The sequence below is a fragment of the Streptococcus infantis ATCC 700779 genome, assembly GCF_000187465.1.
In the GTDB taxonomy this organism is placed as follows: Bacteria; Bacillota; Bacilli; order Lactobacillales; family Streptococcaceae; genus Streptococcus; species Streptococcus infantis.
In genome coordinates this window covers 958,432-981,702 of record NZ_GL732439.1, presented here as the reverse complement: position 1 = coordinate 981,702, position 23,271 = coordinate 958,432, and the positions used below count along the sequence as shown (strand labels likewise).

25 protein-coding genes are annotated in these 23,271 nt (G+C 39.5%); 23 read left to right on the top strand and 2 right to left on the bottom strand.

What is annotated here, in order from left to right; translation table 11 throughout:
* Nucleotides 1–22: 22 nt before the first annotated feature.
* Complete coding sequence (pbp3, locus tag HMPREF9423_RS07260; RefSeq protein ID WP_006148681.1) at nucleotides 23–1,264, bottom strand: D-alanyl-D-alanine carboxypeptidase PBP3; 1,242 nt, start codon at nucleotides 1,262–1,264, stop codon at nucleotides 23–25.
* A gap of 105 nt (nucleotides 1,265–1,369) precedes the next feature.
* On the opposite strand from pbp3, the gene HMPREF9423_RS07255 reads away from it, so the two are divergent.
* From HMPREF9423_RS07255 to HMPREF9423_RS07200, 12 genes are all read left to right on the top strand, one after another.
* Nucleotides 1,370–2,470: an AI-2E family transporter gene (locus HMPREF9423_RS07255; protein ID WP_006148680.1), complete on the top strand. Its 1,101-nt coding sequence runs from the start codon at nucleotides 1,370–1,372 to the stop codon at nucleotides 2,468–2,470.
* Between the two features lie 199 nt (nucleotides 2,471–2,669).
* Nucleotides 2,670–3,866: an elongation factor Tu gene (gene tuf / locus HMPREF9423_RS07250; RefSeq protein ID WP_004253262.1), complete on the top strand. Its 1,197-nt coding sequence runs from the start codon at nucleotides 2,670–2,672 to the stop codon at nucleotides 3,864–3,866.
* 270 nt (nucleotides 3,867–4,136) lie between these two features.
* Nucleotides 4,137–4,775: a dTMP kinase gene (tmk, locus tag HMPREF9423_RS07245; RefSeq protein WP_006148679.1), complete on the top strand. Its 639-nt coding sequence runs from the start codon at nucleotides 4,137–4,139 to the stop codon at nucleotides 4,773–4,775.
* Complete coding sequence (locus HMPREF9423_RS07240; protein ID WP_006148678.1) at nucleotides 4,772–5,656, top strand: DNA polymerase III subunit delta'; 885 nt, start codon at nucleotides 4,772–4,774, stop codon at nucleotides 5,654–5,656. The genes tmk and HMPREF9423_RS07240 overlap by 4 nt, the downstream gene beginning before the upstream one ends.
* Before the next feature lie 35 nt (nucleotides 5,657–5,691).
* Nucleotides 5,692–6,009: a DNA replication initiation control protein YabA gene (yabA, locus tag HMPREF9423_RS07235; protein WP_006148677.1), complete on the top strand. Its 318-nt coding sequence runs from the start codon at nucleotides 5,692–5,694 to the stop codon at nucleotides 6,007–6,009.
* A gap of 2 nt (nucleotides 6,010–6,011) precedes the next feature.
* Complete coding sequence (gene rsmI, locus HMPREF9423_RS07230; RefSeq protein ID WP_006148676.1) at nucleotides 6,012–6,890, top strand: 16S rRNA (cytidine(1402)-2'-O)-methyltransferase; 879 nt, start codon at nucleotides 6,012–6,014, stop codon at nucleotides 6,888–6,890.
* Nucleotides 6,891–7,022: 132 nt separating this feature from the next.
* A complete protein-coding gene (trmFO, locus tag HMPREF9423_RS07225) occupies nucleotides 7,023–8,357 on the top strand; it encodes a methylenetetrahydrofolate--tRNA-(uracil(54)-C(5))-methyltransferase (FADH(2)-oxidizing) TrmFO (RefSeq protein WP_006148674.1) in 1,335 nt (444 codons plus the stop codon).
* An 83-nt stretch (nucleotides 8,358–8,440) separates the two neighbouring features.
* Nucleotides 8,441–9,178, top strand: coding sequence for a UMP kinase (gene pyrH / locus HMPREF9423_RS07220; RefSeq protein ID WP_006148673.1), 738 nt, complete (start codon nucleotides 8,441–8,443; stop codon nucleotides 9,176–9,178).
* 9 nt (nucleotides 9,179–9,187) lie between these two features.
* Nucleotides 9,188–9,745, top strand: coding sequence for a ribosome recycling factor (gene frr / locus HMPREF9423_RS07215; RefSeq protein WP_006148672.1), 558 nt, complete (start codon nucleotides 9,188–9,190; stop codon nucleotides 9,743–9,745).
* Between the two features lie 60 nt (nucleotides 9,746–9,805).
* Nucleotides 9,806–10,660 (top strand): RNA-binding virulence regulatory protein CvfB, encoded by an 855-nt coding sequence (cvfB, locus tag HMPREF9423_RS07210; protein WP_006155889.1) that lies wholly within the window; start codon nucleotides 9,806–9,808, stop codon nucleotides 10,658–10,660.
* Nucleotides 10,661–10,668: 8 nt separating this feature from the next.
* Nucleotides 10,669–10,884 (top strand): YozE family protein, encoded by a 216-nt coding sequence (locus HMPREF9423_RS07205; RefSeq protein WP_001232087.1) that lies wholly within the window; start codon nucleotides 10,669–10,671, stop codon nucleotides 10,882–10,884.
* Between the two features lie 83 nt (nucleotides 10,885–10,967).
* Entirely contained in the window at nucleotides 10,968–11,954 is a 987-nt protein-coding gene (locus tag HMPREF9423_RS07200) for a PhoH family protein (RefSeq protein WP_006148670.1), read from the top strand.
* A gap of 49 nt (nucleotides 11,955–12,003) precedes the next feature.
* Here HMPREF9423_RS07200 and ald read toward each other — a convergent pair whose 3' ends face one another.
* Complete coding sequence (gene ald / locus HMPREF9423_RS07195) at nucleotides 12,004–13,116, bottom strand: alanine dehydrogenase (RefSeq protein ID WP_025170189.1); 1,113 nt, start codon at nucleotides 13,114–13,116, stop codon at nucleotides 12,004–12,006.
* Nucleotides 13,117–13,292: 176 nt separating this feature from the next.
* Between ald and HMPREF9423_RS07190 the strand changes: the two genes are divergently transcribed.
* The 11 genes from HMPREF9423_RS07190 (at nucleotide 13,293) to HMPREF9423_RS07140 (ending at nucleotide 23,139) form a co-directional block, all read left to right on the top strand.
* On the top strand, nucleotides 13,293–13,862 hold the full coding sequence (locus HMPREF9423_RS07190) for a GNAT family N-acetyltransferase (protein WP_006155692.1): 570 nt from the start codon (nucleotides 13,293–13,295) through the stop codon (nucleotides 13,860–13,862).
* Nucleotides 13,863–13,927: 65 nt separating this feature from the next.
* Nucleotides 13,928–14,569, top strand: coding sequence for a helix-hairpin-helix domain-containing protein (locus HMPREF9423_RS07185; protein WP_006148667.1), 642 nt, complete (start codon nucleotides 13,928–13,930; stop codon nucleotides 14,567–14,569).
* Complete coding sequence (locus HMPREF9423_RS07180; RefSeq protein ID WP_006148666.1) at nucleotides 14,553–16,763, top strand: ComEC/Rec2 family competence protein; 2,211 nt, start codon at nucleotides 14,553–14,555, stop codon at nucleotides 16,761–16,763. Before HMPREF9423_RS07185 ends, HMPREF9423_RS07180 begins: the two co-directional genes overlap by 17 nt.
* Nucleotides 16,764–16,885: 122 nt before the next feature.
* Entirely contained in the window at nucleotides 16,886–18,172 is a 1,287-nt protein-coding gene (locus tag HMPREF9423_RS07175; RefSeq protein ID WP_006148665.1) for a peptidase U32 family protein, read from the top strand.
* Between the two features lie 13 nt (nucleotides 18,173–18,185).
* A complete protein-coding gene (locus tag HMPREF9423_RS07170; RefSeq protein ID WP_006148664.1) occupies nucleotides 18,186–18,497 on the top strand; it encodes a CHY zinc finger protein in 312 nt (103 codons plus the stop codon).
* Nucleotides 18,498–18,726: 229 nt separating this feature from the next.
* Nucleotides 18,727–18,927: a F0F1 ATP synthase subunit C gene (locus HMPREF9423_RS07165; protein WP_001054551.1), complete on the top strand. Its 201-nt coding sequence runs from the start codon at nucleotides 18,727–18,729 to the stop codon at nucleotides 18,925–18,927.
* Nucleotides 18,928–18,959: 32 nt separating this feature from the next.
* Nucleotides 18,960–19,676, top strand: a complete 717-nt coding sequence (gene atpB / locus HMPREF9423_RS07160; protein WP_006148663.1) for a F0F1 ATP synthase subunit A — start codon at nucleotides 18,960–18,962, stop codon at nucleotides 19,674–19,676.
* 18 nt (nucleotides 19,677–19,694) lie between these two features.
* The gene (atpF, locus tag HMPREF9423_RS07155) at nucleotides 19,695–20,189 is read left to right on the top strand and encodes a F0F1 ATP synthase subunit B (protein WP_006148662.1); all 495 of its coding nucleotides are present in this window, start codon (nucleotides 19,695–19,697) and stop codon (nucleotides 20,187–20,189) included.
* On the top strand, nucleotides 20,189–20,725 hold the full coding sequence (locus HMPREF9423_RS07150) for a F0F1 ATP synthase subunit delta (RefSeq protein ID WP_006148660.1): 537 nt from the start codon (nucleotides 20,189–20,191) through the stop codon (nucleotides 20,723–20,725). The genes atpF and HMPREF9423_RS07150 overlap by 1 nt, the downstream gene beginning before the upstream one ends.
* A 14-nt stretch (nucleotides 20,726–20,739) precedes the next feature.
* The gene (atpA, locus tag HMPREF9423_RS07145; RefSeq protein WP_004253321.1) at nucleotides 20,740–22,245 is read left to right on the top strand and encodes a F0F1 ATP synthase subunit alpha; all 1,506 of its coding nucleotides are present in this window, start codon (nucleotides 20,740–20,742) and stop codon (nucleotides 22,243–22,245) included.
* A gap of 15 nt (nucleotides 22,246–22,260) precedes the next feature.
* Entirely contained in the window at nucleotides 22,261–23,139 is an 879-nt protein-coding gene (locus HMPREF9423_RS07140) for a F0F1 ATP synthase subunit gamma (protein ID WP_004253324.1), read from the top strand.
* The last annotated feature ends 132 nt before the right edge of the window (nucleotides 23,140–23,271 follow it).

Below are 23,271 nucleotides of genomic sequence, written 5' to 3'. Positions count from 1 at the left end.
ATCGCGATTTCTCGCGATTTTTTTATAATTTTTCATTTACAAATCGAACAAAACGATTCCACCAAACTTTTAAGAAGAAGGCTTTTTCAACATTCTTTTCAGCGACCATTTCAAAGGTGGGTTTATCAGTGGTGATATAACCTTGACCGACTAAGTCCTTGTCCTCATAGGTCAGATGTCCAACGACCGTACCTGCTTCTAGAGGAGCAACATGCTCAGTAGCATCAGGTGTGTATGTAACAGTTGATTCCGCTCGACTACCAAGACGTTGAACAATTTTTATATCTTCTTTAGCGACTGCTGTAACCGTATCTTGCTTCCCGTCATAAACTGGAGATTTGCTATCTTGGTAGCTTTCCCCCTGCTTAACGATTGTTTGGAGAGCAAAATTAGATGAGATATAGTCCAGAAGAGCTGAAGTTGCTGTGAAACGAGCGTATGGATTGGTATCTTGGTTGTCAGCGTTAAGGACAACTGTAATAATACGCATTCCTTTTTCAACAGTCGTACCAACAAAGGAAGCTCCTGCCTTATCAGTATTTCCAGTCTTAAGACCATCAATACCACCACGGTAAGCAGGCATACCATCTAACATTGAGTTTGTAGAGTGAATAGTCATTCCTGCAAAAGTGGAAGAAGGTTTCTTCGTGATTTCTAAAACCTGAGGATATTTTAGGATAAGATTACGAGCGACAACTGCAACATCATAGGCGCTCATCTTATTTTCGTCATCTTTCTTAGACCCAGGATAGATATTATTCCCGAGAGTTTCATTATTTAGACCAGTTGTATTGACGAGGGTAGCATCTTGAATTCCCCATTCAAGAAGTTTAGCCTTCATCATATCAACAAAGTCTTTTTCTGATCCAGCAACCTTTTCTGCCAACGCGATAGCTGCACTATTGGCACTAGATACCAATGTTGCTTCTAGCAACTCTTCAACAGTGTAGTTACGAGCTTCCATAGGAACGTTACTTGCTTCGGAGTTGGTTGTGAGCTGGTAGGGGTAATCTGAAATTTCCACTGGGGTAGAAAGGGTGATTTTGCCTTGCTCTAGAGCTTCATATACTAGGTAAACAGTAAGTAGTTTACTGATAGAGGCAATTTCAACCGGTTGGGTCGCATCTTTTTCATACAAAATCTTACCACTGTTAGCCTCAACAGCGATGGCGTGTTTTGCTGCGACATCAAAATCCTGAGCAAAAACAGTAGTAGCAGAACCAAATGAAATAAGCGTGATTAATGTTAAAAATAATTTCTTCATAGTAACTTTATTCTATCATAAAGACAAAAAATATTCTTGTTTTTATAATGTAGGTTATCAATCTTTTTGGAAATATGGTAAAATAGGAAAAAGAGGAGGTGGCATATGTTTCGGAGAAATAAATTATTCTTCTGGACCACTGAGATATTATTAATAACCCTTATTTTCTACTTATGGCGAGAAATGGGTGCTATTATTACACCGTTTGTAAGTGTCGTAAATACAATCATGATTCCCTTCTTATTAGGTGGATTTCTCTACTACTTAACAAACCCAATTGTCATTTTTTTAGAGAAGGAATGTCGCATTAATCGAATCATTGGTATTTTGTTAACACTTTGTGTTCTCTTTGGAACCATAGTGATAGCTGTCGTCTATCTCTTGCCGATTTTAATTAATCAGTTGAGTAGCTTGATTAATTCTAGCCAAGATATCTATTCTCGAATCCAAGATTTAGTGATAGAATTATCGAAATATCCTACTTTCCAAGAGCTAGATATTCAACAAACAATCCAACAATTAAATCTTTCTTATGTCGATATTTTACAAAATATCTTAAATAGTGTGACAAATAGTGTGGGAAGTGTCCTTTCAGCTTTGGTAAGCACTGTTTTAATTATCATTATGACACCGGTTTTCTTGATTTATTTCCTTTTAGATGGTCATAAATTCTTACCGATGCTAGAAAGAACTATTTTAAAGCGAGACAAACTCAATATATCTGGTTTAATAACAAACTTGAATGAGACCATTTCCCGTTACATAAGTGGAGTATCAATCGATGCATTTATTATCGGGTGTTTGGCTTTTATCGGTTATAGTGTGATTGGCTTAAAATATGCTTTAGTTTTTGCTATTTTCTCAGGTTTAGCAAATTTGATTCCTTATGTTGGACCGAGTATTGGACTAATTCCGATGATTATTTCAAATCTGTTTACGGATCCTCAAAAGATGATTATAGCAGTTATCTATATGCTGATTATCCAACAAGTAGACGGGAATATCCTATACCCTCGTATTGTTGGTGGAGTCATGAAAGTTCATCCGATTACAATTCTCGTGCTATTATTGTTGTCAAGTAATATCTATGGTGTCGTAGGTATGATCGTTGCCGTTCCTACCTACTCAATTCTCAAAGAAATTTCCAAATTCCTACTCCGACTTTATGAAAAACATAAAGAAGTACAAGAAGTGGGAGAAAAATAAAGATTTTAAAAAGAAACGGATTCATCTGTTTCTTTTTTTATCAATAAATCGACAACTTATAGTAAGAATTAGAATAATTAATAAAAACTTTGTAAAACACTTGCAATTTAGCTAAAATTTGATAAAATAGTAAGGAAAGTTAGACTGTATTGCCTACTGTCTATCTATAAAATATATTTTATTGGAGGCTTTTACTCAAATGGCAAAAGAAAAATACGATCGTAGTAAACCACACGTTAACATTGGTACTATCGGACACGTTGACCACGGTAAAACTACCCTAACTGCAGCTATCACAACTGTTTTGGCACGTCGCTTGCCTTCAGCAGTTAACCAACCTAAAGACTATGCGTCTATCGATGCTGCTCCAGAAGAACGCGAACGCGGTATCACTATCAACACTGCGCACGTTGAGTACGAAACTGAAAAACGTCACTATGCTCACATCGACGCTCCAGGACACGCGGACTACGTTAAAAACATGATCACTGGTGCCGCTCAAATGGACGGAGCTATCCTTGTAGTAGCTTCAACTGACGGACCAATGCCACAAACTCGTGAGCACATCCTTCTTTCACGTCAGGTTGGTGTTAAACACCTTATCGTCTTCATGAACAAGATCGACTTGGTTGACGACGAAGAATTGCTTGAATTGGTTGAAATGGAAATCCGTGACCTTCTTTCAGAATACGACTTCCCAGGTGACGATCTTCCAGTTATCCAAGGTTCAGCTCTTAAAGCTCTTGAAGGTGACTCTAAATACGAAGACATCATCATGGAATTGATGAACACTGTTGATGAGTACATTCCAGAACCAGAACGTGACACTGACAAACCATTGCTTCTTCCAGTCGAGGACGTATTCTCAATCACTGGACGTGGTACAGTTGCTTCAGGACGTATCGACCGTGGTACTGTTCGTGTCAACGACGAAATCGAAATCGTTGGTATCAAAGAAGAAACTTCAAAAGCAGTTGTTACTGGTGTTGAAATGTTCCGTAAACAACTTGACGAAGGTCTTGCAGGAGATAACGTAGGTGTCCTTCTTCGTGGTGTTCAACGTGACGAAATCGAACGTGGACAAGTTATCGCTAAACCAGGTTCAATCAACCCACACACTAAATTCAAAGGTGAAGTTTACATCCTTACTAAAGAAGAAGGTGGACGTCACACTCCATTCTTCAACAACTACCGCCCACAATTCTACTTCCGTACTACTGACGTTACAGGTTCAATCGAACTTCCAGCAGGTACTGAAATGGTAATGCCAGGTGATAACGTGACAATCGACGTTGAGTTGATCCACCCAATCGCCGTAGAACAAGGTACTACATTCTCTATCCGTGAGGGTGGACGTACTGTTGGTTCAGGTATGGTTACAGAAATCGAAGCTTAATTCGATTTAGTTCCCAGAAGAACAATTATTTAAGTCAGACATTAAAAGAATCTTGCTATGCAAGGTTCTTTTTTTCTAGTTATACAAAGACAAAATAAGACAGTATGGTAGTTGATTACGAATATAGAAACTTAATTAAATATTTATCTTATTTATTAACGAATGTATATCCTAGTTTTTCAGAATAAATTTTTATTAGGTTAAAAAGCTTTTCACAAATGCCTGTTTTTTTGATAGAATAGAAGGAAGAAAAAAAGAAATGAGTTCGTCATGTCAAAAGGATTTTTAGTCTCTTTAGAGGGACCAGAGGGAGCTGGAAAAACGAGTGTGCTTGAAGCTATCCTTCCTTTGTTAGAAGAAAAGAATATTGAGTTTTTAACAACACGTGAGCCAGGTGGTGTTTTGATTGGTGAGAAGATTCGAGAAGTCATTTTAGATCCTAGTCATACTCAGATGGATCCAAAGACAGAGTTGCTTCTCTATATTGCAAGTCGTAGACAGCACCTAGTAGAGAAGGTCTTGCCAGCACTTGCAACTGGAAAATTGGTCATCATGGATCGTTTTATTGATAGTTCAGTTGCTTATCAAGGCTTTGGTCGTGGTTTGGATATTGAAGCTATTGACTGGCTCAATCAATTTGCGACAGATGGTCTCAAGCCAGATTTGACACTTTATTTTGATATTGAAGTAGAAAAGGGGCTTGAACGAATCGCGGCAAACAGCGATCGCGAAGTCAATCGTTTAGATTTGGAAGGTTTAGACCTGCACAGAAAAGTTCGTCAAGGCTATCTTTCCCTTCTTGAGAAAGAAGGTGAGCGTATTGTTAAAATCGATGCCAGTTTACCACTAAATCAAGTGGTTGAAAATACTAAACAAGTTTTATTTGACAGAATGGGGCTGACAGAATGAATCAAGAGCAATTAAGAGCTTGTCAACCCCAGCAATTTGACCGTTTTATTCACATCTTAGAACAAAGACAGCTGAATCATGCCTATCTCTTTTCAGGGTATTTCGGAAGCATGGAGATGGCCTTATTTCTGTCTAAGAGTTTGTTCTGTACAGAAAAACAAGGTGTCTTGCCTTGCGAGTCTTGCCGAAATTGTAAGTTGATTGATCAGGAAGAATTTCCTGATGTCACCATTATTCGTCCGATGAATCAAATCATTAAAACGGAACGAATCCGAGAATTAGTTGGCCAGTTTTCTCAATCAGGAATCGAAAATCAACGTCAGGTTTTTATTATTGAACAAGCAGAAAAAATGCATGCCAATGCCGCCAATTCACTACTAAAGGTCATTGAAGAACCGCAAAGTGAAACCTATATTTTCTTCTTAACCAATGATCAAGAGCAGATGTTACCAACTATTCGAAGTCGGACACAGATTTTTCAATTTAAGAAACAAGTCGAAAGCCTTAGGAATCAACTTGAACAAGCAGGATTGGTCAAAAATAAAGCAAGGCTTTTAGCTGAGTTTAGTCAATCGCAAGCAGAAGCCGAAAAACTGACAAATCAAACAAGTTTTTGGACTCTACTTGAAGAAAGTGAACGATTCTATTCTTGGTTAGATGCTGGGAAAAAGGAATCTTACTTACAGGTTGCAAAATTAGCTAGCTTAGCAGATGACAAAGAAAAACAAGACCAAGTCTTTAGAATTTTAGAAGTTTTAGCAGGCCAAGAGATTCAAAAAAATGCAGCACGTACAATATTGCAAAACCTTCTCGAAGCCAGAAAAATGTGGAAAGCAAATGTGTCTTTCCAGAATTCTTTGGAATTCCTAGTTTTACAATAAAATGAACATGAAAACAGAAAAAGAAAGGGCTGTTCATGAACAAGAAAGAATTATTTGATGCCTTAGATGATTTTTCTCAACAGTTGTTGGCAACCTTGGCAGATGTCGAAGCCATCAAAAAAAATCTCAAGAGTGTTGTAGAAGAGAATACAGCTCTTCGTTTGGAAAACTCTAAGTTGCGAGAACGTATCGGCGAGGTAGAAACTGATACTACAACTAGAGCAAAGCACGTTCGTGAAAGTGTTCATCGGATTTATAAAGATGGTTTTCACGTTTGTAATGATTTTTATGGACAACGTCGGGAGCAGGATGAAGAATGCATGTTCTGTGATGAATTGTTGTATAGGGAGTAAGCATGCAGATTCAAAGAAGTTTTAAGGGTCAATCTCCCTATGGGAAGCTTTACCTAGTTGCTACACCGATTGGTAACTTAGACGATATGACTTTTCGCGCTATCCAGACCTTAAAGGAGGTAGACTGGATTGCGGCGGAGGATACCCGTAATACAGGACTCTTGCTCAAGCATTTTGACATTTCAACCAAACAGATTAGTTTTCATGAGCACAATGCTAATGAAAAAATTCCTGATTTGATTAGCTTTTTGAAAGAGGGACAGAGTATCGCTCAGGTATCGGATGCAGGTTTACCAAGTATCTCGGACCCTGGCCATGATTTGGTTAAGGCTGCCATTATGGAAGATATCCCTGTAGTCACGGTTCCTGGTGCAAGCGCAGGAATTTCTGCCTTGATTGCCAGTGGTTTGGCACCCCAACCTCACATCTTCTATGGATTTTTACCTAGAAAATCAGGCCAGCAGAAGCAGTTTTTTGAGGAAAAAAAAGCTTATCCAGAAACCCAGATTTTTTATGAATCTCCTCATCGTGTAGCAGATACTTTAGAGAATATGCTGACAGTTTACGGAGATCGCTCGGTTGTCTTGGTTCGAGAGTTAACCAAGATTTATGAAGAATATCAACGTGGGAATATTACAGAGCTACTAGAAAGCATTGCTGAAACTCCTCTTAAGGGCGAATGCCTTCTGATCATTGAGGGAGCTAGCCAGGAGATCGAGGAAAAGGATGAGAAGGACTTATTCCTAGAAATTCAAGACCGTATCCTACAAGGAGTTAAGAAAAATCAAGCCATTAAGGAAGTTGCTAAGGCATACCAGTGGAATAAAAGCCAGCTCTACGCTACCTACCACGAATGGGAAGAGAAACAAGAAAACGACTAAACAGGGAAGTTTTCCTTCTTCCCTTTTTTTGTTATACTAGTAAAAGAAAAATTAGAAAGATTTGTGGGTGTCAAACAGACCAGTTGGTCTTTTGTTATGAACTTAGGTTCCACCCAAAGAGGTATTAGTGTCATGTCTCAATCTTATATCAATGTTATCGGTGCTGGATTGGCGGGTTCGGAAGCAGCCTACCAAATCGCAGAACGTGGTATTTCTGTTAAACTTTATGAAATGCGTGGTGTCAAATCGACACCTCAACACAAAACTGACAATTTTGCAGAGTTAGTTTGCTCAAACTCCTTGCGTGGAGACGCTCTTACAAATGCTGTAGGTCTCCTCAAGGAAGAAATGCGTCGCTTAGGTTCTGTAATTTTAGAATCTGCAGAAGCAACGCGGGTTCCTGCAGGGGGAGCCCTCGCAGTTGACCGTGATGGTTTCTCCCAAATGGTCACTGAAAAAATTGCCAATCACCCTTTGATTGAGGTCGTTCGTGACGAAATTACAGAATTGACAACAGATGCTATTACAGTTGTAGCGACTGGTCCTTTGACTAGCGATGCCCTGGCTGAGAAAATTCACTCTCTAAATGGAGGAGACGGTTTTTATTTCTACGATGCTGCAGCTCCAATCGTAGACGTCAATACCATTGATATAAACAAGGTTTATCTCAAATCACGCTATGATAAGGGAGAAGCGGCCTACCTTAATGCTCCTATGACCAAGCAAGAATTTATGGATTTCCATGAAGCCTTGGTCAATGCGGAAGAAGCTCCGCTCAACTCCTTTGAGAAAGAAAAATATTTTGAAGGTTGTATGCCAATCGAGGTCATGGCCAAACGTGGTATCAAAACCATGCTCTATGGACCTATGAAACCAGTTGGTCTAGAATATCCAGAAGACTACAAGGGACCTCGTGATGGTGACTTTAAAACTCCTTATGCAGTCGTTCAGCTTCGTCAGGATAATGCGGCTGGAAGTCTTTATAATATCGTTGGTTTCCAAACTCACCTCAAATGGGGAGAACAAAAGCGTGTTTTCCAAATGATTCCAGGACTTGAAAATGCGGAGTTTGTCCGTTATGGTGTCATGCACCGTAATTCTTACATGGATTCACCAAATCTTCTTGAGCAGACTTATCGTTCTAAGAAACAGCCAAATCTTTTCTTTGCTGGTCAGATGACAGGAGTAGAGGGTTACGTTGAGTCAGCAGCTTCAGGATTGGTTGCTGGAATAAATGCTGCTCGTCTTTTTAAAGGAGAAAGTGAGGCTATTTTCCCAGAGACAACAGCTATCGGAAGTTTAGCTCATTATATCACTCATGCTGATAGCAAGCATTTCCAACCCATGAATGTCAACTTCGGGATTATCAAGGAGTTAGAAGGTGAGCGTATTCGTGATAAAAAGGCTCGTTATGAGAAAATTGCAGAACGCGCCTTGTCTGATTTAGAGAAATTTTTATCTGTCTAATTTTTTTGAAAGAAATGCTCATGATACTATAAAAATCCTTGAAATTGTGATAAAATAGGTAGGATGAAAAAAGGAGAGAGAAAATGGTAGAACCTAAGTATAAACGTATCTTAATCAAGCTATCTGGTGAAGCCCTTGCTGGTGAACGTGGTGTCGGTATTGATATCAAAACCGTTCAAGCAATGGCACAAGAAATTCAAGAAGTACACAACCTCGGGATTGAGATTGCTCTCGTAATCGGAGGAGGAAATCTCTGGCGTGGAGAACCTGCAGCAGAAGCTGGAATGGATCGTGTTCAGGCAGATTACACAGGTATGCTCGGAACGGTTATGAATGCTCTTGTAATGGCAGATTCATTGCAACAAGTTGGTGTAGATACTCGTGTGCAGACAGCTATTGCTATGCAACAAGTAGCTGAACCTTATGTTCGTGGTCGTGCCCTTCGTCATCTTGAAAAAGGCCGTATTGTTATCTTTGGTGCAGGTGTTGGTTCACCATACTTCTCAACAGATACAACTGCAGCTCTCCGTGCAGCTGAAATTGAAGCAGACGCTATCTTGATGGCTAAAAACGGTGTTGATGGTGTTTATAATGCCGATCCTAAGAAAGATAAGACAGCGGTTAAGTTTGAAGAATTGACTCACCGTGATGTTATTAGTAAAGGTCTTCGAATCATGGATTCGACTGCTTCAACCCTTTCAATGGACAATGACATCGACTTGGTTGTCTTTAACATGAACCAACCAGGCAATATCAAACGTGTTGTATTTGGTGAAAATATCGGAACTACAGTTTCTAACAATATTGAAGAAAAGGAATAAAATAAGATTATGGCAAACGCAATTGTTGAAAAAGCAAAAGAGAGAATGACCCAATCTCATCACTCACTTTCTCGTGAATTTGGAAGTATTCGAGCTGGTCGCGCTAATGCAAGCTTGCTTGATCGTATCCACGTAGAATACTATGGTGTAGAAACACCTCTTAACCAAATCGCTTCTATCACTATTCCAGAAGCGCGTGTCTTGTTGGTGACACCATTTGATAAAACTTCTTTGAAAGATATTGAACGTGCTTTGAATGCTTCTGACCTCGGTATTACACCAGCTAACGATGGTTCTGTTATTCGCTTAGTAATTCCAGCCCTTACAGAGGAAACTCGTCGTGACCTTGCTAAAGAAGTGAAAAAAGTTGGTGAAAATGCTAAAGTTGCTATCCGTAACATTCGTCGTGATGCTATGGATGAAGCTAAGAAACAAGAAAAAGCTAAAGAAATCACTGAAGATGAGTTGAAAACTCTTGAAAAAGATATTCAAAAAGCGACAGACGATGCTGTTAAACACATCGATGACATGACTGCCAATAAAGAAAAAGAACTATTGGAAGTCTGAGAAATAAACAGAAAAACTCAGTTGGCATTGCTGGCTGAGTTTTATTCGAAAGAAGGAAACATGAATACAAATCTTGCTAGTTTTATAGTCGGTCTGATAACTGATGAAAATGACCGTTTTTACTTTGTCCAAAAGGATGGTCAAACATACGCTCTTGCTAAAGAAGAAGGTCAGCATACAGTTGGTGATACGGTCAAAGGTTTCGCCTACATGGATATGAAGCAAAAACTTCGCTTGACTAGCCTAGAAGTGACTGCAACTCAGGATCAATTTGGTTGGGGAACTGTAACAGAAGTCCGTAAAGATTTGGGTGTTTTTGTTGATACAGGGCTTCCTGACAAGGAAATCGTTGTGTCACTGGATATCCTACCTGAACTGAAAGAGCTTTGGCCTAAGAAGGGCGATAAACTTTATGTTCGTCTAGAAGTAGACAAGAAAGATCGTATCTGGGGAGTTTTGGCTTATCAGGAAGACTTCCAACGTTTGGCACGTCCGGCATACAACAACATGCAAAATCAGAACTGGCCTGCAATCGTTTATCGTCTTAAGTTATCAGGAACTTTTGTCTATCTACCAGAAAACAACATGCTTGGATTTATCCACCCAAGTGAGCGCTATGCAGAGCCACGTTTGGGTCAAGTGTTAGATGTGCGTGTCATTGGTTTCCGTGAAGTTGACCGAACTCTTAATCTATCACTAAAACCTCGCTCTTTTGAGATGTTAGAAAATGATGCACAAATGATTCTGACATACTTGGAAAGTAATGGTGGATTTATGACCTTAAATGACAAATCATCACCAGATGACATTAAGGCTACCTTTGGTATCTCAAAAGGTCAGTTTAAAAAAGCGCTTGGTGGTTTAATGAAAGCTGGAAAGATTAAACAAGACCAATTTGGTACAGAGTTAATTTAGGGAGGCTTATGCGAAAATCATTTTATACTTGGCTTATGACAGAGCGTAATCCTAAAAGTAATAGTCCCAAAGCAATTTTAGCGGATCTTGCCTTTGAGGAGTCAGCCTTCCCGAAACATACGGATGATTTCGATCAGGTGAGTCGATTTTTAGAAGAACATGCTAGTTTTTCCTTTAATATGGGAGACTTCGATCGCATCTGGCAGGAATATTTAGAACATTAAAAAGGCATAGGTGTTAGGGATAGCAATTTCTAAATGCCTTTGCTATAATAAAAAGAAATTAAAGAGTTAGAGAGGTTCTTTATTTGAAGGAACATTCAATAGACATTCAGTTAAGTCATCCAGATGACCTGTTTCATCTTTTTGGTTCCAATGAACGCCATCTTCGCTTGATGGAGGATGAGTTAGATGTTATCATCCATGCTCGTACAGAGATTGTACAAGTCTTGGGAGAGGAGTATTCTTGTGAAGAAGCACGGCAAGTAATTCAAGCCTTGATGGTCTTGGTCAATCGTGGCATGACAGTAGGAACTCCGGATGTGGTGACAGCCATCAATATGGTTAGAAACAATGAAATCGATAAGTTTGTTGCCCTCTATGAAGAAGAGATTATCAAAGACAATACTGGTAAGCCGATACGTGTAAAGACACTGGGTCAAAAACTTTATGTAGATAGTGTTAAGAACCATGATGTGACCTTTGGAATTGGTCCAGCAGGTACAGGAAAAACTTTCCTAGCAGTGACCTTGGCTGTTACAGCTCTCAAGCGAGGTCAAGTCAAGCGTATTATCTTGACTCGTCCAGCAGTAGAAGCTGGAGAAAGCCTAGGATTTCTACCTGGTGATTTGAAAGAAAAGGTGGATCCTTATCTTCGACCAGTCTATGATGCTTTATATCAGATCTTAGGGAAAGACCAAACAACTCGTCTCATGGAGAGAGAAATTATTGAGATTGCGCCTTTGGCCTATATGCGTGGGCGTACCTTGGATGATGCCTTTGTTATTTTGGATGAAGCCCAAAATACAACCATCATGCAGATGAAGATGTTCTTGACACGTTTAGGCTTTAATTCTAAAATGATTGTCAATGGGGATATTAGCCAGATTGACCTGCCGCGTAATGTTAAATCAGGTTTGATTGATGCCCAGGAAAAACTTAAGAATATTCACCAGATCGACTTTGTACACTTCTCAGCCAAGGATGTGGTTCGCCATCCAGTCGTTGCTCAGATTATCAGAGCCTATGAACCTCGACCTGTCAAAGCTGAAGAAAATCAAGAAGAAACAGAATAAAGAAAAAGAGCAGTTGAAAAACTGCTCTTAATTTTTTTTGAATTTCTTATTAAACAAGTTCACTGATAGGTGTGAAGTCACGTTCTAAACCTTCAGCAACTGGTTGACTTGTGAGTTGACCTTGATAAGTTGTTACACCTTCAAGCAAACCTGCATCTTCGAGGATTGCTTTCTTAAATCCTTTTCCTGCCAAGGCTTCAATATATGGAAGAGTCACATTTGTAAGGGCGATAGTAGAAGTACGAGCAACTGCTCCAGGAATGTTAGCAACCGCATAGTGGAGAACACCGTGTTTCTCATATACTGGCTCATCATGGGTTGTCACACGGTCAGCTGTTGCAATAACACCACCTTGGTCTACAGCAACGTCTACGATGACAGAACCAGGACGCATTTGTTGAACCATGTCATCTGTCACTAATTTTGGAGCTTTAGCACCAGGAATCAATACTGCACCGATAACAACGTCTGCTTCACGCACACTTGCTTCGATATTAAATGGGTTAGACATGAGTGTTTGGATTTGGTGACCAAAGACATCTTCAAGTTCAGAGAGACGTTTAGCGCTGATATCAAGAATAGTTACCTGAGCTCCTAAACCAAGAGCGATACGTGCTGCGTGTGTACCAACGACACCACCACCGATAATGGTTACTTTTCCTTTTGGTACACCTGGGACACCACCTAAAAGAACTCCAGAACCACCAGCTTGTTTCGTTAAGAAGTGAGCTCCGATTTGGACAGCCATACGACCTGCAACCTCACTCATTGGAACCAATAGAGGAAGTTGACCTTCAGTATTGCGTACAGTTTCATAAGCAACACCAGTTGTTTTCGCTGCAAGCATAGCATCCGCTAATTCTGGGGCTGCTGCCATGTGCAAGTAGGTGAAGAGAAGTAAATCGTCACGCAAGAACTGGTACTCACTAGCAAGGGGTTCCTTGACTTTAACAACTAACTCTGCAGCCCAGGCTTCAGCAGCAGTTGCGACAATCTCAGCACCTTGCTTTTCATAGTCAGAATCAGCAAAACCAGATCCAAGTCCCGCATTTGTTTCGATGAGGACACGGTGACCACGACCAACAAGACTCTGTACACCAGCAGGTGTCAAAGCAACACGATTTTCATTATTTTTAATTTCCTTTGGAATTCCAATTAACATAGAGATTAGCTCCTTATTTAACATCTAGGTTCTTATACGAAATCATCACAGGAAGAACCCAGTCTTTTCTTGTGATGTTTTTATTTTATATGAAACCGCTATAAATTGCAAGAAAAACTTGTAAACCTATTTCTTTTATGTTATTCTTTTACCAACTTATTTTAGGAGGTACAATCATGGAATTATTATTTATCAAACTAGCGAAGCATCAAATTATCGAAACAGAACGCTTAGTACTTAGACCAGTAACACTTGATGATGCAGAAGCCATGTTTGAATATGCTTCAGACAAGGAAAATACACGCTACACTTTTCCAACCAATCAAAGTCTGGAGGAAACCAAGAATAATATTGCCCAGTTTTATTTAGCCAATCCATTGGGCCGATGGGGAATTGAACTAAAAAGTACTGGAGAGTTTATCGGAACTATTGACCTGCACAAGTTGGATACTGTTCTTAAGAAGGCAACCATTGGTTATATTATCAATCAAAAATATTGGAATCAAGGTTTGACAACTGAAGCCAATCGAGCTGTAATTGAACTAGCTTTTGAAAAGATAGGAATGAATAAGTTAGATGCCTTTCATGATAAGGATAATCCCGCATCAGGAAAGGTCATGGAGAAATCAGGAATGCGTTTCTCTCACGAAGAACCATATGCTAGAATGGATAAAAATGAACCTGGAAGATTCGTAACAGATGTCCATTATGTCTTGACCAAAGAAGAATATTTTGCAAATAAGTAAGCAGTTGAAAAGTTTTTTCGGCTGTTTTTTCTTTGCCTTACGAATAAGATAAGAGAGGAGAAATTATGGAAGAACTTATTGAAAAAATCAAAGAATATAAAATCATTGTTATCTGTGCTATTTTGGGTTTAGTCTTGGGTGGATTTTTTCTCATAAAGCCAGTCGTTCAAACACCGGCTAAGGAAAGCAATTTGCAAACAGAAGTTACAACTGTTTCAAAGGATTCGACGGAGGAAAAGGAAGATAAAAATCAGAAGGAAGAAGTGGTGGAGCAAGATCTGATTACTGTTGATGTCAAAGGCGCTGTTAAATCGCCAGGAATTTATGATTTGCCAGTTGGAAGTCGAATCAATGATGCTGTTCAAAAAGCTGGTGGCTTGACAGATAATGCAGACAGTAAGTCTATCAATCTTGCTCAGAAAATTAGTGATGAAGCGCTGGTCTATGTCCCGACTAAGGAAGAAGCTACCAGTCAAGAGGCGCATTCAAATGCTTCCAACACCAAAGAAAATAAGAAAGTCAATCTTAATAAAGCCAGTTTAGAGGAGCTGAAACAAGTCAAGGGGTTGGGAGCCAAACGTGCTCAGGATATCATCGACCATCGTGAGTCCAACGGTAAGTTTAAGTCAGTTGATGAGCTCAAAAAGGTTTCTGGTATTGGTGCAAAAACGATAGAAAAGTTAAAAGAGTATGTCACAGTGGATTAGTCGATTTCCCATCCCCAAAATCTATCTCAGTTTTCTCCTGCTTTGGCTCTACTATGCTATCTTTTCAGCAAGCTTTTTAGCACTTTTGGGCTTTGTCTTTTTACTGCTCTGCCTCTTTTTTCAATTTCCATGGAAGACTGTGGTCAAGGTTCTCTTTGTTTGTGGACTATTTGGTAGCTGGTTTATATTTCAAAAATGGCAACAAGAAGAAGCGAGTCAACATCTTGTTGACTCAGTTAATACGGTACGAATCTTGCCTGATACTATCAAGGTCAATGGAGATAGTTTATCCTTTCGTGGGAAGGCTGATGGCAGACTCTTTCAGGTCTATTATAAATTCCAGTCAGAGGCTGAAAAGGAAAGGCTTAAAGAGTTATCTGAACTGCATGAGATAGTAGTAAAAGGAAAGCTAGCTATTCCTCAGGGAGCAAATAATTTTGCTGGATTTGATTATCGAAACTATCTCAAAACGCAGGGGATTTATCAGACCTTAACTATATCGGAAATTGTCGAATTAAAGAAAGCATCCAGCTGGGATATAGGAGAAAATCTATCCAGCCTACGGAGAAAAGCAGTTGTCTGGATAAAAAGGAATTTTCCTGACCCCATGCGTAATTATATGACAGGTCTTTTATTAGGGCACTTGGACACCAACTTTGAGGAAATGAATGAACTCTATTCCAGTCTAGGGATTATTCACCTTTTTGCTTTGTCAGGGATGCAGGTTGGTTTCTTCATGAATGCTTTTAAAAAGTCACTCTTACGATTGGGTTTGACGCAAGAGAAGTTCAAATGGCTTGCCTATCCCTTTTCTTTGGTCTATGCAGGTTTGACAGGGTTCTCAGCTTCTGTTATTCGTAGTCTCTTACAAAAACTTTTGGCTCAACATGGCTTCAAGGGACTGGATAATTTTGCTTTGACAGTCCTTGTCTTGTTTATCATGATGCCGAATTTCTTCCTAACTGCTGGTGGAGTGCTCTCCTGTGCCTATGCCTTTATCCTGACCATGACTGGTGAAGAAGTAACAGGGATAAAAGGTCTGGTGAGAGAAAGCTTCATTATTTCCTTAGGAATTCTGCCAATTTTATCATTCTATTTTTCTGAATTTCAACCATGGTCTATCCTCTTAACCTTTGTCTTTTCTTTTTTATTTGATATGGTCTTGCTACCACTTTTATCAATGCTCTTCTGCCTGTCATGGATATATCCTATTACCCAGTTTAACTTTCTCTTTGAATGGCTAGAGAACATCATACGCTATGTTTCTCAGCTATCTACTAGACCCTTTGTTTTTGGTCAACCGAATCTCTGGGTTTTGGTATGTCTATTAGTCTCTTTGGCGCTGATTTATGATTATCGTAAAAATTTGAAGAAAGCATCTTTGCTTATCCTATTTATCGTTTCCCTTTTCTTAGTAACCAAACATCCACTGGAAAATGAAATCACAGTCCTAGACATGGAGCAGGGACGGAGCATTTTCCTAAGAGACATGACAGGCAAGACAATATTACTGGATGTCGGTGAAAAGTTAGCAGTTGAGAAAAAAGAAGCTTGGCAGGAGAAAGTCACCTCGAGCGTTGCCAAACGAAGTTTAATTCCCTATCTGAAAAGTAGAGGAGTGGCAAAGATTGATCAACTTGTTTTAACGGATAGTGAACCTAAGCAACTAGACCATCTACTAGAAATTAGTAAAGCCTTCAATCTTGGAGAGATTCTAGTAACTGAAGAAACTCTATCTAAAAGTGAATTTATGGATAAATTAAAGGAAAGTAACTTGAAAGTACGTCCTATTAAAACAGGAGAGCAGTTAGTTATTTTTGGGAGTAGTTTAGAAGTAATCGAAAATCAAAACAGGGATAGTAAAACCTCAATAGCAATGTATGGAAAGCTACTAAATCAAACTTTTCTAGTCACTGGAAATATAGAGGAGAAGTTCTTAAACAAGTCTTATCCAAAAATCCAAGCAGATGTAGTGCTAACTCATCAGCAAGCATTAAAGAAAAAGACTGATGTCGAAGTCCTCGAAATCTTCCAGCCTAAAATCACTGTCATTTCTGTAGACAAGAAGAAAAAATTTAAAGAAAAAAATGGGGAGAATAACCAAGAATTTGGGAATTCGATTTACAAAACAGATCAAAAGGGGGCCATTCGTTTTAAAGGTTGGGCTGCTTGGCAAATAGAAACAGTTCGCTGAGCTTAGCTTTTCAAGAAAATTAAAATTGTCTAAACAATCAATCAAAACTTGATTTTAGAACCTTTTTGCTATAAAATGGTAAAGATTAGTGTCAAACTTTTATATTGCAAATAGGAGAAAACATGACAAAAACTTTGAAACGTCCTGAGGTTCTATCACCTGCAGGAACACTTGAAAAACTAAAAGTAGCTGTTCAATATGGAGCAGATGCTGTCTTTATCGGTGGTCAGGCCTATGGTCTTCGTAGCCGTGCAGGGAACTTTACTTTCGAACAAATGGAAGAAGGAGTTCAGTTCGCGGCTAAGTATGGAGCTAAGGTATATGTGGCTGCCAATATGGTTATGCACGAAGGAAATGAAGAAGGGGCCGGCGAATGGTTCCGTAAATTGCGTGATATTGGGATTGCAGCGGTTATCGTGTCTGATCCAGCCTTGATCATGATCGCTGCAACAGAAGCACCAGGACTTGAAATCCACCTTTCAACCCAGGCCAGTGCGACTAACTACGAAACCCTAGAATTCTGGAAAGAACTTGGTTTGACTCGTGTCGTTTTGGCGCGTGAGGTTTCTATGGAAGAATTGGCAGAGATTCGCAAACGTACAGATGTTGAGATTGAAGCCTTCGTTCATGGAGCTATGTGTATCTCTTACTCTGGTCGTTGTACCCTTTCTAACCACATGAGTATGCGTGACGCCAACCGTGGTGGATGTTCACAATCTTGCCGTTGGAAATATGACCTTTACGATATGCCGTTCGGTAAGGAACGTAAGAGTCTCAAGGGAGAAATTCCTGAAGAATTCTCTATGTCTGCGGTTGATATGTCTATGATTGACCATATTCCAGATATGATAGAAAATGGTGTAGACAGTCTTAAGATTGAAGGCCGTATGAAGTCTATCCACTATGTTTCAACAGTAACAAACTGCTACAAGGCTGCTGTTGATGCCTATCTTGAGAGCCCTGAAAAGTTTGAAGCTATTAAGCAAGACTTGATTGATGAAATGTGGAAGGTTGCCCAACGTGAGTTGGCTACAGGTTTCTACTACGGAACACCATCTGAAAATGAACAACTGTTTGGTGCTCGTCGAAAGATCCCAGAATACAAGTTTGTTGCTGAAGTAGTAGCTTATGATGCTGCAACCCAAACAGCAACTATTCGTCAACGTAACGTTATCAACGAAGGCGACCAAGTTGAGTTCTACGGTCCAGGTTTCCGTCATTTTGAGACATATATTGAAGACCTTCACGATGCTAAAGGAAATAAAATCGATCGCGCCCCAAATCCAATGGAACTTTTGACTATCAAGGTTCCTCAACCAGTAGAAGCTGGTGACATGGTACGTGCCTTGAAAGAAGGTCTCATCAATCTTTACAAAGAAGATGGAACAAGCGTTACAGTTCGTGCCTAGATAAGGAAAGTCAATGGTTCAAGCTCATGGATTACTAGTAGATGATGAAAGCAGATGTGTTCATTACCATAGTGATAAAGATATCGTAGCGCTCCAGTGTAATGAGTGTAAGAAATACTATGCCTGTTATCAGTGTCACAATACGCTAGAGGAGCACACATTTTCTCCCTATCCTTTAAGACTTAAACAGAATAAACCTATCTTATGTGGTTCCTGTAAGACGACCCTAACTTATGAGGAATATACAGAGAAAGGAAACTGTCCTCACTGTAAAGCTGCATTCAATCCAGCTTGCCAGAGCCACCATTTATATTATTTTAAATAAGAAACGATAAATCCAAGTTGTAAAACTTGGATTTTTCTTTTCAGAAAAATAGGAAAGATAAGGAAAATAACCTGAAAAGACATTAAAATTTTCTATATGATTGTCTTGAAAATCGTAAAATTAGAAATAAATGATTTGAAACGCTTTCAATGCTAGTAAAGAGTTGACAAAAGCAAATTTTAGGACTAAACTAGGGAAGTAAATTTAATTTAAAAAAGGAGAATTCGTCATGAATTTAACATTTTTCGGTCTATGTCTTGCCTGTATGGGTGTATCTCTTGCAGAAGGATTTTTGATGAACGGTTTGTTCAAATCTGCAGCACGCCAACCAGATATCATTCCACAATTGCGTAGTTTGATGATCATGGGGATTGCCTTTATCGAAGGAACTTTCTTTGTAACCTTGGCGATGTCATTCGTTATCAAATAGACAACTCTATTTAGAAATGGAGGTGTCAAACCATGGAAGAAAGTTTGAATCCAACCGTTAATATTGGACCAATATCCTTTGATTTGACCCTGCTTGCCATGTCTCTTGTAACTGTTTTGATGGTTTTTGCCTTTGTCTACTGGGCAAGTCGTAAAATGGCCATCCGTCCAAAGGGCAAACAGAATGCTCTTGAGATGATTTATGACTTTGTGATTGGTTTTACAAAACCAAACATTGGAGATTCATATATCAAGGATTATTCCTTGTTCTTGTTCTCTCTATTTCTGTTTATCTTGGTTGCCAACAATATTGGCTTAATGGCAAAAGTACAAACAACAAACGGTTATAACTTGTGGACTTCCCCAACAGCCAACCTTGGATACGATTTATCCCTCTCCTTATTGATCACTTTGATTGCCCATGTAGAAGGAATTCGTCGTAGAGGCGTTAAAGAATATTTGAGAGCATTTGTTACTCCTGGCTTTATGACTCCGATGAACGTTTTAGAAGAGTTCACCAATTTTGCCTCCTTGGCGATTCGGATTTACGGAAATATCTTTGCCGGTGAGGTTTTAGCAGGATTGCTATTGGCCTTGTCACAACATGCCTTGTATTGGTATCCTTTTGCCTTTATTGCAAACATGTTATGGACAGCATTTTCGATTTTCATTTCATGTATTCAAGCTTATGTATTTACCATGTTGTCATCTATGTACATTGGTAAAAAAATAAATGAAGGGGAAGAGTAAGTAGAGGAGGATTAGAAGATGGATTTAACTATTAGTACCATTATTGGTGATTTTATTCTGATCGCTGGTTCCTTCCTTTTATTGATCTTTTTAGTGAAGAAATATGCTTGGGGAAATATTACCAGTGTTTTAGATGAACGCGCTGAAAAGATTTCTTCAGATATTGATGGTGCTGAGGAAGCCCGTAAAAAGGCAGAGGAACTTGCTAGCAAACGTGAAGCTGAGTTAGCAGGTAGCCGTACCGAAGCTAAAACGATTATCGAGAATGCAAAGGAAACAGCTGAGAAAAGTAAAGCTGATATTTTGGCTGAAGCTAAACTTGAAGCAGGCCGCTTAAAAGAAAAAGCCAACCAAGAAATTGCTCAAAATAAAGCTGAAGCTTTACAAAGTGTTAAGGGAGATGTGGCAGACTTGACAATCAGTCTAGCTGGAAAAATTATCTCTCAAAACCTTGACGGTCAGGCCCATAAAGAACTCATTGATCAGTATATCGATCAGCTAGGAGAAGCTTAATGGACAAAAAGACTCTAAAGGTAATTGAAAAATACAGCATGCCTTTTGTCCAATTGGTGATTGAAAAAGGAGAAGAAGACTCTATTTTTTCAGACTTGTCTCAAATAAAGCAAGTAGCTGAAGAAACAGGCTTACCTTCTTTTTTAGCTCAGGTGGCAGTAGATGAGTCGGATAAAGAAAAAACGGTTCGTTTTTTCCAGGACTCTGTGTCACCTTTAGTACAAAACTTTATCGAGGTTCTACTTTACAATCACAGATCAAAACTGTTTTACGATGTGATTGTAGATTGCTTGAATCGTCTTGAAAAAGAAACCAATCGTTTTGAAGTGACTATTTTGTCTGCACATCCTTTGACTGGTGAACAGAAAGAACGACTAATTCCTCTCATCGAGAAAAAGATGTCTCTAAAAGTTCGTAGCATTAAGGAAAAAATTGACGATAGTTTAATCGGTGGTTTTGTTATTTTTGCCAATCACAAGACAATTGATGTGAGTATTAAACAACAACTTAAAGTTGTTAAGGAAAATTTGAAATAGAAAGTGGTGTTCTTTTGGCAATTAACGCACAAGAAATCAGCGCTTTAATTAAGCAACAAATTGAAAATTTCAAACCCAATTTTGATGTGACTGAAACGGGTGTTGTAACCTATATTGGTGACGGGATTGCGCGTGCTCATGGTCTTGAAAATGCTATGAGTGGTGAGCTGTTGATTTTTGAAAATGGCTCTTATGGTATGGCGCAAAACTTGGAATCAACAGATGTCGGTATTATCATTCTTGGAGACTTTACAGATATCCGTGAAGGCGATACAATTCGTCGTACAGGGAAAATCATGGAAGTTCCAGTTGGTGATAGCTTGATTGGACGTGTTGTCGATCCGCTAGGTCGTCCAGTGGATGGTTTGGGTCCAATCAATACAGACAAGACTCGTCCAGTTGAAGCACCAGCTCCTGGTGTTATGCAACGTAAGTCTGTCTCAGAACCATTGCAAACAGGTTTGAAAGCTATTGACGCCCTTGTTCCAATCGGTCGTGGCCAACGTGAGTTGATCATTGGTGACCGTCAAACAGGGAAGACTACTATCGCAATTGACGCTATCTTGAACCAAAAAGGTCAAGATATGATTTGTATCTATGTAGCGATTGGACAAAAAGAATCAACAGTTCGTACACAAGTAGAAACACTTCGTCAGTACGGTGCCTTGGATTACACAATCGTTGTGACAGCCTCAGCTTCACAACCTTCTCCCTTGCTCTTCCTTGCTCCTTATGCAGGGGTTGCTATGGCAGAAGAATTCATGTACCAAGGGAAGCATGTGTTGATTGTTTATGATGACCTATCTAAACAAGCGGTAGCTTATCGTGAACTTTCTCTCTTGCTCCGTCGTCCACCAGGTCGTGAGGCCTTCCCAGGGGATGTCTTCTACCTTCACAGCCGTCTACTTGAGCGTTCTGCTAAAGTTTCAGATGAGCTTGGTGGTGGATCTATCACGGCTCTTCCATTTATAGAGACCCAAGCAGGAGATATCTCAGCCTATATCGCCACAAACGTAATCTCTATTACGGATGGACAAATCTTCCTAAGTGATAGTCTATTTAATGCAGGTATTCGTCCAGCTATTGATGCGGGTTCTTCAGTATCTCGTGTTGGTGGTTCAGCTCAGATTAAAGCCATGAAGAAGGTTGCTGGTACTCTTCGTATTGACCTTGCTTCATACCGAGAGTTGGAAGCCTTCACTAAATTTGGTTCAGACTTGGATGCTGCTACACAGGCTAAATTGAACCGTGGTCGTCGTACTGTAGAAGTATTGAAACAACCAGTTCATAAACCACTACCTGTTGAGAAACAAGTAACCATTCTGTATGCCTTGACTCATGGATTCTTGGATACTATATCAGTTGATGATATTGTTCGTTTTGAGGAAGAATTCCATGCCTTCTTTGATGCGCAACATCCAGAGATTTTGGAAACTATTCGTGAAACAAAAGACTTGCCAGAAGAAGCAGTCTTGGATGCTGCGATTACTGAGTTTCTCAACCAATCCAGCTTCCAATAAGAATAGAGGTGTCAGATGGCAGTATCTCTAAATGATATTAAAACAAAAATCGCCTCAACGAAAAATACTAGTCAAATTACTAACGCCATGCAGATGGTTTCTGCAGCTAAGTTAGGTCGTTCTGAAGAAGCTGCACGCAACTTCCAGATTTATGCTCAAAAAGTCCGTAAACTCCTTACAGACATCCTTCACGGGGATGGTGCTGGCGGATCAACAAATCCAATGTTGATTAGCCGTCCGGTCAAGAAAACAGGCTATATCGTCATTACATCTGACCGCGGTCTTGTTGGAGGATATAACTCTTCAATCTTGAAGGCAGTCATGGAACTTCAACAAGAATACCATCCTTCAGGTGATGATTTTGAAGTCATCTGTATCGGTGGTATGGGAGCAGACTTCTTTAAAGCTCGTGGAATTCAGCCAATTTATGAATTGCGTGGTCTAGCCAGTCAACCAAGCTTCGATGAAGTTCGCAAGATTATTTCAAAAACTATTGAAATGTACCAAAATGAACTTTTCGATGAGCTCTATGTTTGCTACAACCACCACGTGAATACACTGACAAGTCAAATGCGTGTGGAGCAGATGCTTCCAATTGTCGACTTGGACCCAAATGAAGCAGATGATAACTACAGCTTGACATTTGAGCTTGAAACAAGTCGTGAAGAAATCTTGGATCAACTATTGCCACAGTTTGCAGAAAGTATGATTTACGGTGCTATAATTGATGCCAAGACAGCTGAAAATGCGGCAGGGATGACGGCAATGCAGACAGCGACAGATAATGCTAAAAAAGTTATCAATGATTTGACTATCCAGTATAACCGTGCCAGACAGGCGGCGATTACACAAGAAATTACAGAAATCGTAGCAGGAGCTAGTGCCTTAGAATAGGCTCTAGTCCAGCTCGTATGAAAATGAACTTATACTCAATGAAAATCAAAGAGCAAACTAGGAAGCTAGCCACAGGCTGTACTTGAGTACGGTAAGGAGACGCTGACGTGGTTTGAATTAGATTTTCGAAGA